General features: G+C 71.0%; 14 protein-coding genes and 2 pseudogenes. 9 read left to right on the top strand and 7 right to left on the bottom strand.

All coding sequences use genetic code 11. The features are described from left to right. Positions 1-24: 24 nt before the first annotated feature. Complete coding sequence (locus tag RGU41_RS18275) at positions 25-765, bottom strand: response regulator transcription factor (protein ID WP_322137025.1); 741 nt, start codon at positions 763-765, stop codon at positions 25-27. Next, positions 762-2,270 carry a PspC domain-containing protein gene (locus RGU41_RS18270; protein WP_322137024.1) on the bottom strand — a complete coding sequence of 503 codons (1,509 nt, stop codon included), beginning with the start codon at positions 2,268-2,270 and terminating at the stop codon, positions 762-764. Before RGU41_RS18270 ends, RGU41_RS18275 begins: the two co-directional genes overlap by 4 nt. Here RGU41_RS18270 and RGU41_RS21105 point away from each other — a divergent pair. The 4 genes and pseudogenes from RGU41_RS21105 to RGU41_RS18255 form a co-directional block, all read left to right on the top strand. Beyond that, positions 2,152-2,631, top strand: a pseudogene (locus RGU41_RS21105) (PspC domain-containing protein); the annotation flags it as partial. The gene RGU41_RS18270 and the pseudogene RGU41_RS21105 overlap by 119 nt on opposite strands. Positions 2,632-2,756: 125 nt before the next feature. Then, complete coding sequence (locus RGU41_RS18265) at positions 2,757-3,839, top strand: hypothetical protein (protein WP_322137023.1); 1,083 nt, start codon at positions 2,757-2,759, stop codon at positions 3,837-3,839. Next, positions 3,836-4,072 carry a hypothetical protein gene (locus tag RGU41_RS18260; RefSeq protein ID WP_322137022.1) on the top strand — a complete coding sequence of 79 codons (237 nt, stop codon included), beginning with the start codon at positions 3,836-3,838 and terminating at the stop codon, positions 4,070-4,072. Before RGU41_RS18265 ends, RGU41_RS18260 begins: the two co-directional genes overlap by 4 nt. Before the next feature lie 203 nt (positions 4,073-4,275). Then, positions 4,276-4,749, top strand: a complete 474-nt coding sequence (locus RGU41_RS18255) for a hypothetical protein (protein WP_322137021.1) — start codon at positions 4,276-4,278, stop codon at positions 4,747-4,749. Between the two features lie 153 nt (positions 4,750-4,902). Here RGU41_RS18255 and RGU41_RS18250 read toward each other — a convergent pair whose 3' ends face one another. The 3 genes from RGU41_RS18250 to RGU41_RS18240 form a co-directional block, all read right to left on the bottom strand. Continuing rightward, entirely contained in the window at positions 4,903-6,051 is a 1,149-nt protein-coding gene (locus RGU41_RS18250; RefSeq protein ID WP_322137396.1) for a UDP-N-acetylmuramate dehydrogenase, read from the bottom strand. 103 nt (positions 6,052-6,154) lie between these two features. Then, on the bottom strand, positions 6,155-6,595 hold the full coding sequence (locus RGU41_RS18245) for a MaoC family dehydratase (RefSeq protein WP_134446664.1): 441 nt from the start codon (positions 6,593-6,595) through the stop codon (positions 6,155-6,157). Further along, positions 6,592-7,038 (bottom strand): FAS1-like dehydratase domain-containing protein, encoded by a 447-nt coding sequence (locus RGU41_RS18240; protein WP_134446663.1) that lies wholly within the window; start codon positions 7,036-7,038, stop codon positions 6,592-6,594. The genes RGU41_RS18245 and RGU41_RS18240 overlap by 4 nt, the downstream gene beginning before the upstream one ends. Positions 7,039-7,067: 29 nt before the next feature. On the opposite strand from RGU41_RS18240, the gene RGU41_RS18235 reads away from it, so the two are divergent. The 3 genes from RGU41_RS18235 to RGU41_RS18225 all read left to right on the top strand — a co-directional run bounded on the left by RGU41_RS18235 (position 7,068) and on the right by RGU41_RS18225 (position 8,795). Next, positions 7,068-7,526 carry a GNAT family N-acetyltransferase gene (locus tag RGU41_RS18235; protein WP_134446662.1) on the top strand — a complete coding sequence of 153 codons (459 nt, stop codon included), beginning with the start codon at positions 7,068-7,070 and terminating at the stop codon, positions 7,524-7,526. 50 nt (positions 7,527-7,576) lie between these two features. Further along, positions 7,577-8,203: a HEAT repeat domain-containing protein gene (locus tag RGU41_RS18230; RefSeq protein ID WP_134446661.1), complete on the top strand. Its 627-nt coding sequence runs from the start codon at positions 7,577-7,579 to the stop codon at positions 8,201-8,203. A 70-nt stretch (positions 8,204-8,273) separates the two neighbouring features. Further along, a complete protein-coding gene (locus RGU41_RS18225; RefSeq protein WP_322137020.1) occupies positions 8,274-8,795 on the top strand; it encodes an SGNH/GDSL hydrolase family protein in 522 nt (173 codons plus the stop codon). A 426-nt stretch (positions 8,796-9,221) separates the two neighbouring features. Here the strand turns inward: RGU41_RS18225 and RGU41_RS18220 are convergent, their stop codons facing one another. Both RGU41_RS18220 and RGU41_RS18215 read right to left on the bottom strand, forming a co-directional pair. Beyond that, positions 9,222-10,163, bottom strand: a complete 942-nt coding sequence (locus RGU41_RS18220; protein WP_322137019.1) for a carbohydrate kinase family protein — start codon at positions 10,161-10,163, stop codon at positions 9,222-9,224. A 7-nt stretch (positions 10,164-10,170) separates the two neighbouring features. Further along, positions 10,171-11,154 (bottom strand): LacI family DNA-binding transcriptional regulator, encoded by a 984-nt coding sequence (locus tag RGU41_RS18215; RefSeq protein ID WP_322137395.1) that lies wholly within the window; start codon positions 11,152-11,154, stop codon positions 10,171-10,173. A 186-nt stretch (positions 11,155-11,340) separates the two neighbouring features. Between RGU41_RS18215 and RGU41_RS18210 the strand changes: the two genes are divergently transcribed. Both RGU41_RS18210 and RGU41_RS18205 read left to right on the top strand, forming a co-directional pair. Next, entirely contained in the window at positions 11,341-12,438 is a 1,098-nt protein-coding gene (locus RGU41_RS18210; protein WP_322137018.1) for a substrate-binding domain-containing protein, read from the top strand. A gap of 92 nt (positions 12,439-12,530) precedes the next feature. Next, positions 12,531-13,576 (top strand): annotated as a pseudogene (locus tag RGU41_RS18205) (ABC transporter permease). The last annotated feature ends 41 nt before the right edge of the window (positions 13,577-13,617 follow it).

Below are 13,617 nucleotides of genomic sequence, written 5' to 3'. Positions count from 1 at the left end.
CGCCTGCTTGGCTCGGCAGTGGGGCTAGAGCAGCTTGCGCTCGAGCGCCCAGGCGGTGAGTTCGTAACGGGAGGAGAGCTGCAGCTTGCGGAGCACCGCTGAGACGTGCGTCTCGACGGTCTTCGGCGAGATGAACAGGCTCCCGGCGACCTCCTTGTAGGTGTAGCCACGGGCGATCAGCCGCATGACCTCCTGCTCCCGCGCGGAGAGGCGGTCGAGTTCTTCCGTCGTCTCTGCGGTCTCGCCGGCGACCGCGCCGAACGCGTCGAGCACGAACCCCGCGAGCCGGGGCGAGAACACGGCGTCGCCGTCGGCGACCCGGCGGGCGGCCTCGGAGACCTCGGCCCCCGATGAGCTCTTGGTGATGTAGCCGCGGGCCCCCGCCCGGATCACCCGGACCACGTCGTCGGCGGCATCGGAGACGCTCAGCGCGAGGAACAGGGTGTGCGGCGCCCGGTGCGCGGCGTCGTGGATGACCTCGCTGCCGCCGCCACCGCGCCCGCCGGGCAGGTGCACGTCGAGCAGCACCAACCGCGGCTGCAGGGCGACCACGAGCGCGATCGCCTCGTCGACCGTCGCGGCCTCACCGAGCACGCGGATGTCCGCGTCCAGTTCGGCGCGCAGGCCCGAGCGGAAGATCGAGTGGTCGTCGACGATCACGACGGGGAGACCGGCGGTCGAGGCGGGCAGGGTGGGCAGGGTGGGCAGGGTGGGCGCGCTTCCGGGATCGGTGCCGGGGCCTGGGGTGCCGTGCGGCTCGCTCATGGGCGGCTCCCGTCGGCATCCGCTGCCGCGGGCAGGGTCCGGTCGGGGTGAACCGCTTCGACGGAGTTTTTCGGGTCTTCGATCGTTTCCGGGCCGCTCAGGTGCGTTGTCATCACAAAGTCCGTCGAATTGGTTGGGTGCGGGAGGGCAGGGTCTGCGGGAGCGGGCGCCGTGGGCAGGGTGAGCAGGATCTCCGCGCCCGCGCCGCCGGGGCCGGGGCGCACGAGCGCGGTGCCGCCGAGGCGGCGCATCCGCCCGATGACGGACTCGCGGACGCCGTGCCGGTCGTCCGGCACGTCGTCGAGCCGGAAGCCCGGGCCGCGGTCGGTCACGCTGAGGCTCACCGCGTTCGCGCCCGTCTCGAGGTAGACGGACACCGGCCCGCCGGAGTGCCTCGCCGCGTTGAGCATGGCCTCGCGCCCCGCGGCGAGCAACCCCTCGGGGGCTGGGCCGAGGCTCGAGCCCGCACTCACGATGTCGAACTGCACCGGGAAGTCGGCCTCGAGCTCCGCCCCTATCCGGCGGAGGGCCGTCGGGAGATCGACGTCGGGGATGCCGCCGGCCCCGCCCGCACCGGTATCCGTTCCTGCGGCAGTGCTCGCTGCAGTGCCGAAGCCGGTCCCGGTCCCGGTGAAGAGCCACTCGCGCAGCTCCCGCTCCTGGGCGCGGGCGAGCCGGGCCGCGTCGCTCTGCGGCCCTGCCTTCTGCTGGATCAGTGCGAGCGTCTGCAGCACCGAGTCGTGCAGGTGCGCGGCGATTTCGGCGCGCTCGGCCTCCCGCGCCCGTCCCGCGCGCTCGTCGGCGAGGTCGCGCGAGAGCCGCACGAGCCACGGCGCGATCACGACGACGACGCCGAGCAGCACCGAAGCGGATGCGATCACGACCGTCCACCCGTCGGGGCTGTCACTCGTCACGAAGAACAGCAGGATGCCGACGGCGACGAGCACGAGGGCGCCGAGCGCGCGCACGAGCAGGGCGGACGAGTGCTGCTCCGAACCGCCGCGGATGTCCGCGAACTGCCGCCAGGCGAGCGCGGTCCCCGACAGCACGACGATCGCGGGGATGACCACGGCGAGCGGGATGTCGGCGCCGAGCCGGCTCGCGACGAGAGTGAGACCGGCGGCGAGGAGCGCGAGCCCGAGCAGGATCTCCGTGATCGGAGCCGACCGGGCCGAGGACGCGGCGGCGGCGGCTCGCTCGGCCGCGGCATCCGCGGGACCGCCGAGGCCGTGGCGGGAGCCGGGGGAACCGGCGTACCCGGGCGCCGGCCGCGCGAGGCTCGCCTTGGGGAGCTCGGCGGCCCCGAACCGGACGGGGTTCGCCGTCGCGGTCGGCGTCGTCACCCAGAGCCAGGCGTAGAGCAGCGCGCCGGCCCCGCCGGCCAGGATGAGCAGCAGCGTCGCGGTGCGCACCACCGTCACGGACAACCCGGTGTGCTCAGCGAACCCCGCGCAGACGCCGGCGATGATCCGCTGGCGCGGCCGGGACATCCGCTCGGTTCTCATGTCTTCATCCAAGCACCCCGAAGGCCGCCCCGATCCGGTACGGCCAGATCTCAGGGTCCGTTCAGGGTTCTCCCCCATAGCAGCGCGCCATCGCGGGTGGTTGAGTGAAGTTATGACCGATCAACCGCGTAATCCGACATACCCGGCCGGCCCGGGCCCGTCGGGTCCAGACCAGCTCACCCGTTTCTTCGACTGGATCCGCCGCAGCGGCATGGTCCGCGGCGCAGACCGCTGGTTCGCCGGGGTCTGCGGCGCCATCGCCGGCCGCACCGGACTCGACCCGATCATCGTGCGCGGCATCGCGTTCGTGCTCGCCGTGCTCGGGGCGCCCGTGCTCTTCGTCTATGCGGTGGGCTGGGCACTGCTCCCCAACGCACTCGGCCGCATCCACGCCGAGGAAGCCCTTCGCGGCCGCTTCGAGCCCGCCATGATCGGGATCGGCGCCGTCCTCCTCCTCACCGTCGTGCCGTTCACCCGCGGATTCTGGTGGGACGGCCCTCCCGCGGCCTGGGGCATGCCCGGCTGGCTGAGCACGTCGCTGAGCGCAGCGTGGGGCCTCGCGGTCGTTGCCGGCATCGTCTGGCTCGTGCTCTACCTCGTGCGCCGCGGTCCTGGCAACGGCGGGTCTTCCGGCGGCGGAAACGGCGGCAGCTACGGTTCCGGTCCGGGCGAGCGCCCGCGCCCCACCTCGGGCTACGGCTCAGCGGCGGATGCCGGTTCGACCCCGCCCGCGCCCGGCGCGCCCCCGCTCCTCCGGCTCCGCCGGCTCCACCCGCGCCCGGCGCCGCGGCCTCTGCCGGCACCGCCGGCCCTGCCGCGTCCGCCGGCTTCGCTCCCCAATCGTCGTGGACCGCGACGCCTTCCGCGACCGAGAATCCGTACCAGACCGACTACCGGCACCGGAACGGGATCCCGTCGGCGACGCCGGAGACCTACCCTGCGGCATCCGCTTACCCGGGCGTACCGGGCACGCCCGCAACCGCCGCGTACCCGGCGACCGCGGCGAGCGCGACGGCAGCGAACCAGTCCTGGCAGGAGCAGAACCGGGTGCGCTCCGAACAGAACCGCGCCTTGCGCGAGCAGAACCTCGCCTGGCAGGAGCGCCAGCGCCAGCGCCAGGCCGAACACGCCGCCTGGCGCCGCGGCCGCCGGCCGAGCGCCGCCCTCTCGGCGATCACCCTCGGGTTCGCACTGCTCGCCGGGGCGATCGCAGCGTTCGTCTACGCGCACGGGGTCTGGTCGAACTCCGCGTTCGTGCTCGGCCTCGCCGTCGCCCTCGGCGTCGCGGCGATCGGGATGATCGTGTCCGGAATCCGCGGCCGGGAGAGCGGGGCCCTCGGCGGGCTCGCGTTCCTCGCCGCGCTCACCCTCGTCGCCCTCGGCTGGATGCCGCAGGGCACCCAGTTCGCCTTCGCCGGCACCCACAACTGGGCCGTGCCCTCGTCCTCGGCCGGGGCTCCCCCGGCTACGCGATGTTCGCCGGCACTCCGACCGTCGATCTCAGCGCCCTCGACAACGCCCCAGCGAAGGACGTCCGAACGATCGACGTCTGGCTCGGATTCGGTGTGACGACGCTCGTGCTGCCGAGCGACCGACCCGTCGAGGTCGAGGTCAACCTCCTCGCCGGCGTCGTGACGACCGGCGGCGAATCGGGCGACCCCGAGCGCGCCGGCGTCTTCATCCGCGACGTGCGCACCGTCAACGCCACGGATGCCCGGGCCGTCACCCATGTTCGGGTCTGGTCGTTCGCCGGCCAGGTCGACCTCACCCAGTCCGGCGCCCGCGTCGGCACCGCACGCTAGGAGTCCACCATGACCGATCCCGTCACCCCGTCCACCGGTTCGGGCCGTCCCGGCGGTTCCGCAGAGCCGCCCGCGACCGGCGAATCGCCCGAGTCCGCCGGCTCCCCCAAGACCACCGCATCATCCGATTCCGCCGCACCCGAGACCGCGGTGCTCCCCTCAACGCAACCATCCCCTTCCCGATCTCGGAGGCCGATACGGAAGTGCTCCCGTTCGACACGACGGACCGTTCCGGAAACGCCGAGACCGAAGTACTCCCGGCCGAGCCGGTCATTCCGGAGTTCACCGCATTCACCGCACCGCGGGAAAGCGCGATGCCTCTGGCACCGAGTGCCGCTGTGGGTGCGAGCGCAGCTGCGACCCCTTCGTCCGGCTCGACGCCGCCGCCCACACCTCCGGCGCCGACCGCGCCGACCGCGCCGACTGCGCCCGCTTACGCGGCTCCGGGCGCGACCACCCCGGAGACGTGGCCGACGGCGCCGGCGCGGCGGAGGCATCCGCTCTTCGGCACGATCTTCTGGGGAACGGTGATGCTCGCCTTCTCGGGCTTCATCATCTACCGCACGATCGTGCCCGGCGAGACCGACCCCGCGCTGTGGCTGCTTGGCGGCGTGATCCTGATGGGGCTCGTGCTCATCGTCGCGGGGATCGCCGCGGCCGCTCGCCGCGCGACCTGACCGGCCCCCGAGTTCGGACTCGGATGCCGGTTGAGCGCCCCGCCCGTCCCGCGCGCCATTTCCGCCGCTACGCTACCGGCATGCCTGGCGCGGAGCGGCGCACTTGGCGCGTGAGAGCGGATGCCGGCAGGCGCGCGGCAGCGAAACCAGGAACTACAGGCCGAGGCCGACGAGCACAGGCTCCGGCTGCAGGATCACGCCGAACTCCGCCTGCACGCGCTGCTGCACGAAGCGGGCGAGCTGGGCGATCTCCTCGCCGCTCGCGCCGCCGGTGTTCGTCAGGGCGAGGGTGTGCTTGCTCGACACCGCGGCGCGGGAGCCGGGCAACCGGAAGCCGCGGGAGATTCCGGCATGCTCGATGAGCCAGGCCGCGCTGAGCTTGACGAGCGGAACAACCTCGACCGCGCCGGGCACGGGGCCGATCCCGTAGTAGTCCTCGAGCGGGATCACCCGATCGGGAAGCTCGGCGTCGTCCAGCGGCCAGCGCGGCGCGGACTCCGGCAGGGTCCGGGAGAAGCTCAGGGAGACGATCGGGTTCGTGAAGAACGAGCCGGCGCTTGTCGCATCCGGGTCGCCCGGGTTGAGCAGCATCCCCTTCGCGGCACGCAGCCGCAGCACGGTCGCGCGCACGTCCGCGAGCGGCACCCGGTCGCCGACATGCACGCCGAGGGCGTCCGCGAGCTGGGGGAAGGCGAGGGGGCGGCTCAGCGCTGCCCCGAGAACGGATGCCTCGGCCGCGGTGTCCCACAGCTCCAGCTCGACAGCCACGACGAGGCCGCGGAGTCCGTGCTTGAGCAGCGACGTGCGGTAGCCGAGCTCGAGTTCTGCGGCGGGGATGCGTCGCCGTTCGCCGCTCTCGTAGTCGAGGAAGTCGATCGCGACGAGGCTGTTGGCGAGTTCCTGGCCGTATGCGCCGATATTCTGCACGGGCGCGGCCCCGGTGGAACCGGGGATGCCGGAGAGGGCTTCGATCCCCGACCAGCCCTGCGCGACGGTGTGGGCGACGAGATCGTCCCAGGGTTCACCGGCCTGGACCCGCAGGAGCACGCGGTCGGCGGAACGCTCGACCGTGATGCCGCGGGTCAGCACTCGCACGACTGTGCCGTCGAATTCGGTGTCCGCCGCGACGGTGTTCGAGCCGCCGCCGAGCAGCAGCCAGTCCTCGCCGGACGCCCAGGCGTCCTGAACGGTCTCGATGAGCTCGTCCTCCGTCTCCGGCGCGAGCAGGAACAGCGGTCGCCCGCCGGTGCGGATCGTGGTGAGTTCGGCGAACGTCGTCGGCGCAGCATCCGCCGGCACCATACCGGCGGTCACGCCGTGCCCGGCGTCCGTTTCGGCCTGCCCGGACGCGGGCGCCGACGCTGGTGCGGGCACCGAACCGAAAGCGGGGTCCGTCATCGGGGGCCTAGGCGAGCGAGACGCGTGCCTGCGCCTTGCCGAGGACGGTCTGGTCGTTCGCGGTGACCGTGAGGTCGATGCGCACGATGCCGGCATCCGCTTCGATGCGGCCGACCTTCGCGACCACGGACACGACGGCGCCGAGCGTGGGATCGACGAGCACCGGGCGGGTGAAGCGCACCTGGTAGTCGACGACTCGGGCGGGGTCGCCGGCCCAGTCGACGACGGGCTGCACGGCGAGGCCCATCGTGAGCATGCCGTGGGCGAGCACGCCGGGCAGGCCGACGGAGACGGCGACGTCGTCGCGGTAGTGAATGGCGTTGAAGTCACCGGATGCCCCGGCGTACCGCACGAGGGAATCGCGCGTCAGCGGGAAGAGGCCGGTGGCGACGATCTGGCCGAGGGTGAGCTCATCGAGTGCGGGCGTGGCCGCGGGTTCCTGGGTCATTCGTCTCCCCTGACGACGAGGGTGGATGTCGCGGTGACGACGTGGGCGCCGGTCGCGTCGACGACGCGGGACTCCGCGGTGACCATCGAGTGGCCGCCGAGGCTCTTCACGCTCGCGACGGAGAGGGTGGCGGTCAGTTCGTCACCGGCGACGATCGGGCGGCTGAAGGTGAAGCGCTGCTCGCCGTGCACCACGCGGCTGAAGTCGATCCCGCCGTCGGGCTCGGCGAGGAGCTGGGCGAGGGTGGCCTCCTGGACGACGACCGCGAAGGTCGGCGGGGCGACGACGTCGGCGTAGCCGGCCGCACGGGCGGCCGCCGGGTCGTGGTTGATCGGGTTGCGCGCGAAGACGGCACGGGAGAACTCCCGCACCTTCTCCCGACCGACGAGATAAGGGGCGACGGGCGGGAAGACCCGGCCCTGCAGTTCGGGGTTGACAGACACACGAGGAGTTTACCGGGCAGACTGGATCCGTGGAATTTGTACGCGTACGCCTGACCGACGCCGAAGTGGTCCCCCTGTTGAGCGATCTCAATCGCGAATACACGCTGCGGTACGGCGGCGGCGATGACGTTCTCGAGGACAAGGCCGCGGATTTCGCGGCACCCGATGGCGGGTTCATCGTGCTGCGCGAGGGCGACGTGACCGTCGCGGGCGGCGGCATCCGTCGGTTCGATGCCGACACCTGCGAGGCGAAACGCCTGTGGACAAGCCCCGCCTACCGCAGGCAGGGGTACGCCGCCGCGGTTCTCGGCGCCCTCGAATCGCTCGGGCTCGAGCTCGGCTACACTCGGCTGCGCCTCGAAACGGGCTACCGGCAGCCGGAGGCTCTCGCCATGTACCGCAGCCTCGGCTACACCGAGATCGGCAACTACGGCGTCTACGAGCACGCGACCGGCTTCGAGCGGATGCTGGGCGCACGCACGATGTGACGCGGCCGTAGTGGCCCCGTGGCCTCCCGGGCAGTACCGTGGGGAGTGCTATGCATAACAAATTAGAGCCACACCCCGACCTTCCCATCGACCTTCCGACGGCCGAGCGCATCCACGCGGCCGTCGAGCACTACGGCGAGACCGCGGTGGTCGACAGTTCCGTGGCCCTGTTGCGCGCCAAGAACGCCGGCAAGGACTTCCTTCTCTACGCCGGTGGCCGCCACGCGCTCGGCATTCTCGAGGGCGCCCCTGCGCTGTACTGGCCCGAGCTCTGGGGCGCGCGTGCGCTGCTCTACGTCTGGGGAGAGTCGGCCGCGCCGTACATCGTCGTCGGGCTGAACAACCAGGCCTGGCGGGTGCGCGAGATGTGCGCCCGCGTCGTGCAGCTGCGCGAGCTGCAGGTCGCCCCGAAGCTCGTGCGTCTCACGACGGACGAGGTGCCGCGCGTGCGCGCCGCCGCCCTGCACGCGCTCGCCGCCCAGGGCACCGAGGAGAACCTCCCCACGATCGTGCAGCGCCTGCGCGACCCCGACAAGGAGGTGCGCCGCGCCGCCCAGCAGGCCCGCGATGTGCTTCAGGAACGCTGGCAGCTCTCCCGCGACCCGAGCCAGGGCGAAGAACAGACCCACGGCACGAAGCACAGCCACGGAACGAAGCACAGCCACCCCGAGCGCTGACCCCAGCCGCGGGCGGGTAACATCGCGCTGGTGACGGATGCGGGGCACGCCCGCAGCAACAGGGGGTCGGATGTACCAGCGCTTCATCGCCATGGGCGACAGCTTCACCGAGGGGGTCGGCGACGAACTCCCCGACGGGCGGTTGCGCGGCTGGGCCGACCTCGTCGCGCTCGGGCTCGCCGCGGCATCCGCTGCCCCGGTCTCGTACGCGAACCTCGCCGTGCGCGGCCGGTTGCTCGGCCCGATCGTCGCCGAACAGCTCGAACCCGCGCTCGTCCAGGCGCCCGACCTGCTGTCCATCTGCGGCGGCGGCAACGACATGATGCGCCCGCGCGTGGAGATTTCGCGCGTGGTCGGGCTGATGAGCGAGGTCGTCGAGGCCGGGCTTGCGCACGGCGCGCACATGCTCGTGCTGAGCGGCGGCAACCCCTCGAAGCAGCTCCCCTCGGTGCGCTCATGCAGCGCCGCGGCGACCAGCTCGCCGACGCCGCCCGCGCGGCATTCACCCGGCCCGGCGTCACGCTCGTCGAGAACTGGGCGGATGCCCGGCTCACCGACACCCGGTACTGGTCGGCGGACAAGCTGCACCTGAACGCGAGCGGGCACACCCTGATCGCGTCCAATGTGCTCACGGCTCTCGGCGTACCGGTTCCTGCGGAGTGGTCGGCGACGGATGCGTCGGGGGCCCCTGCGGCCCCTGCGGCCCCTGCGGCCCAGCGGATGCGCACCGCGGCTTACTACCGCGGCTACGTGTTGCCGTGGATCGGGCGGCGCCTGACCGGGAAGTCCTCCGGCGACGGCCGCGAACCCAAGATCCCGCTCCTCACGGCCGTCGACCCCGCCTGAACGACCCCCGCACGCCCTGAAGTGTCGCATATCGACGTTCCTGAGCCTTGGGAACGTCGAACTGCGACACCTCACGAGGCCCGCCACCCACGCGCTGAAGTGTCGCATATCGAGGTTCCTGAGCCCCGGGAACGTCGATCTGCGACACCTCACGGCCGCTCGGCGGCGCGGCTCAGAGGGCGGGCGGCACGCGGAGCAGGGCTCCCTCCGAGCGGCAGGTCGCGGCCGCGATGTGCATGGCGCTCGCGAGCAGATGTTGCCAGCCTGCGGCATCCGTCGGGACGCCGTCGCTGAGGAAACTCTGCACGCTCGACGCCAGGGTCGCGTCGCCGCCGCCCATGGTGTCGACGACCGCGCCGGGCAAGGACGCGATCGGCTCGCTCACGAGCAGGCCGTCGTCGGTCTTGATCGAGGCCCCTGCGCGGCCAGCGGTCGCGAGCACGTGGTGCGTTCCGCTCGCGACGAGGCGCTCGCGCAACTCCTCGAGGCTGCTGCCGTAGAGGAGCTCCGCGTCCTCGTCGCCGACCTTGGTCAGCAGGCTGCTCGCTGCGGCGCGCTCGAAGTTCTCCACGAAGCGGGCCTTGTCGTGCAGCATCCCTGCCCGCGGATTCGGGTCGATCACGAGGCGGTGCTCGCCGTCGCCGACCGCGGCGAGGAACTCATCCGTCTGCGCGGTGTCGTCGAACGGGAAGCAGCTGACGACGACGAGCGGCGCGGCATCGAGGGCGGCGCGCTCCCGGGGACCGAATTCGATGCGCCGCTTCTGCGCGGCTTCGTTGAAGGCGTATCTCGGCTCACCGTCGGTGCGGTCGGAGGTCGCCCGGGAGCTCCCGAAGGGTCCGGGCGTCGCGATCAGCTCCACGTCGTAGCTGGCGATGAAGTCCCGGAGCACGGCGCCGTCAGCGTCGTCGCCGACCATCGCGATCAGGGTCGTCGGCACGCCGAGGATGGCGAGGCCGACAGCGACGTTGAGCGCCGCCCCACCGGGGAACTCCTGCACTGAATCGGGTTCGCGCATCTCGTCGATGAGCGCGTCGCCGACGACGACGACGCGCGGGCGGGTCGCCCCCGCACCCGCAGTCTCTGTGCCTGGCGCTGTCTGGTTTTCTGTCATTTCGGTCTCATCTCCCTGATCCGCGAGTGATCAGCTCGGTTGGTACAACATAGGTTCTCCCGGCGGAGCGGTCTCCGTCGAGTCGGGCAAAGATCCGTGCGGCAGCGAGCCGGCCGATCTCGTGCGGGTTCTGCGCGACGACCGTGACGCCCGGTTCGAGCAGGTCGGCAAGAGGCACGTCATCGAAGCCGACGAGCGCGACCGTGTGGTGTGCGCCCCGCTCGCGCAGGCCGCGCACCGCGCCGATGGTGATGAGGTTCTGGCTGCTGAACACGGCGGTCGGCGGATGCTCCGACTCGAGCAACGCGATCAGCGCGCGGTTCGCGGCGTCCTCGTCGTGCAGGCCCGTGACGATCGGGATGTCGACGGTCGCGACCCCGGCGCGCCCGAGCTCTTCGAGGAACCCGCGGCGGCGTTCCTGCGCCGTCTGGATATCGGTCCGGTCGCCGAGGAAGGCGATCCTCCGGTGCCCGTACGAGAGGAGATGCCGCGTCGCGGCGGCCGCACCCGCCGCGTTGTCGCTCACGACGACATCCGCTTCGACACCGGCCGGCTCGCGGTCGACGAAGACGACGGGGGTGCCGCGGCGCAGTTCGGGCAGGAGATAGCCCTGGCTCTTCGAAACGGTCGTGAGGATGAGGCCGTCGACGCGGCGGCGCAGGAAGGCGGAGACCGCGACCTCCTCGCGGTCGGGGTCGTCGTCGAGGCTCGAGGCGAAGACCGCGACCCCGCGGGCGTTGGCCGCGTCCTCGACCGCGCGGTGCACGGCGCCGGAGAACGGGTTGCCGACGCTGCCGACAAGCAGGCCCAGGGTGCTGCTGCGGCCGTCGGCCCTGCGCAGGTTGCCCGCGTGCAGGTCGGGGTGGAAGTCCAGGCTCTCGGCGGCGGCACGCACCCGGGCTATTGTGGCGGTCGAGACGTTCGGTTCACCGTTGATCACACGGGAAACGGTCTTCACGCCCACCCCGGCGAGCGCTGCGACGTTCTTCATCGTGGGGCGGGCACGCGGATCGACGGCGTGCGCAGGGCCCGCCGCCCAGTCTTCCGTTTCTGACATCGATGTCACAGTTTGGTCTCCGCCTCACGATTGCACTTGACCTTATTACATTTAGCACTAAAGATGATCACTGACATCGTTGTCAGGGAGCACCCTCCCCCACCAAGAGGAGATTCAAAGATGAATCGCACGACCACACCATCCACCATGAAGCGGATGATTGCCGCCGCTTCGGTAGCCACTCTCGCCACGATCGGCTTCGCCGGTTGTTCCTCGAACGCCTCGAGCAGTTCCACAACAGGAGCAGCGTCCGGCCCGATCCGCGTCTCGCTCATCGTCAAGACCACCACGAACCCCTTCTTCGTCGCGATGGAAGACGGCGCCAAGAAGGCCGCCGATGCGGCCGGCGTCACCCTCACCCTCGCAGCGGGCAAGGCCGACGGCGACGAAGCGAGCCAGATCACGGCCGTCGAGAACGCCATCTCCAAGGGCGACAAGGGGATTCTGATCACCCCGACCGGCCCCAGCGTCGAAGACGCCCTCGTCAAGGCCCGCGCCGCCGGCCTCTTCGTGATCGCGCTGGACACGCCGCCGACGAACCCGGATTCGGTCGACATCACCTTCGCGACCGACAACTACCTCGCCGGCCAGGACATCGGAAAATGGACCGCTGCGAAGCTCGCAGGCCAGAAGGCCACCATCGCCATGCTCGACCTCTTCGGCGACAAGATCGTCTCCGTCGACGTCAACCGCGACCAGGGCTTCCTGGACGGGATGGGCATCGACACCGCCGACAAGGCCAAGAACGGTGACGAGGCCAAGACGGGCACGTATAGCGGCGGCGACTACGAGATCGTCGGCAACGAACCCACGAACGGCGCTGAGGACGGCGGCCGCACCGCGGCAGAGACGCTGCTGAGCAAGAACCCGAACATCAACGTCGTCTACACGATCAACGAACCGGCCGCATACGGCGCATACCAGGCGTTCAAGGCCGCCGGCAAGACCGACATGATCGTCGTCTCGATCGACGGCGGCTGCGCCGGCGTCAAGCAGGTCAAGGACGGCATCATCGGCGCGACCGCGCAACAGTATCCGGTGAAGATGGCCGAGCTCGGCGTGCAGGCGATCGTCGACCTGGTCAACAAGGGCGCGAAGCCGACGACGAGCCCCGGCCTCGACTTCTACAACACCGGGGTCGCGCTCGTAACCGACGCACCCCAGACCGGGGTCGACTCGATCGACACGACCAAGGCATCCGGCATCTGCTGGGGCTGACCCGTTCCACTACCGCTCCCGTGGGGTGCCGAGAATCGATTCCGGCATCCCACGGGGCTTCCCCGTAGGCGTTTAGGAAACCGGAGCCCATCGTGACCCAGCCCACCCAAACCGCGCACCCGGCAACGGGCCCGCATGACCTGGCCGAGGAATTCCTCGACCGCACCACTCCCCTCAGCCGGCTGCGGGGCCTCATGCACCGCTACCCGGCGATCAGCCCGGCCGTCGTGCTCGTCTTTGCGATCATCGTGTTCGGGATGCTCAACGAACGCTTCCTCAACCCGGCCAACCTCTCCCTGATCACCCAGCAGGTCGCCGTCGTCGGCACCCTCGCGATCGCCCAGACCCTGATCATCCTCACCGCGGGCATCGACCTCTCCGTCGGCGCCGTGATGGTGCTCAGCTCGATGGTGATCGCCCAGTTCACGGTGCAGAACGGCGTCTCGCCGGTTCTGGGCCTGCTCGCGGGGCTCGTCGTCGCGCTCGCAGCCGGCGCCCTCAACGGGTTCCTCGTGACCCGACTGCGGCTTCCCCGTTCATCGTCACCCTCGGCACCCTCAACATCTTCCTCGCGCTCACGCTGCTCTACACGAACGGAGCGACTGTTCGCGGCGGTGACATGCCCGACCTGCTGACCTGGACGGGGACCACGTTCTCCGTCGGCGGGGTGAACTTCACCGTCGGCGTGCTGATGATGCTGGTGCTCTACATCGTGATCGCGTTCATCCTGTCGCAGACAGCGTGGGGCAGGCACGTCTACGCCGTCGGCGATGACAAGGAAGCCGCCCGCCTGGCCGGCATCAGCGTCAGCCGGGTGCTGATGAGCGTCTACCTCGCGGCAGGGGCCATCCTCGCGATCGGCGCGTGGATCCAGATCGGCCGCAGCAACGCGGCCTCACCCAACGCGGGAACCGACCTCAACCTCGACTCGATCACCGCCGTCGTCATCGGCGGCACGAGCCTCTTCGGCGGCCGCGGCACCGTCTGGGGCAGTCTCCTCGGCGCCCTCATCGTCGGCGTCTTCCGCAACGGGCTCTCCCTCGCCGGTCTCGACGTGCTCTGGCAGACCTTCGCGGTCGGCGTGCTCATCGTTCTGGCGGTCTCCGTCGACCAGTGGATTCGAAAGGTACGCAAATGACCCTCCTCGATGGCAATGCCGCGGCAGCGGCCGCCCCGCCC

It is taken from the genome of Cryobacterium sp. 10C3 (genome assembly GCF_034314285.1).
In the GTDB taxonomy this organism is placed as follows: Bacteria; Actinomycetota; Actinomycetes; order Actinomycetales; family Microbacteriaceae; genus Cryobacterium; species Cryobacterium glucosi.
Note: the sequence above shows the minus strand (reverse complement) of the source record. Positions and strands in the feature narration are given on the sequence as shown.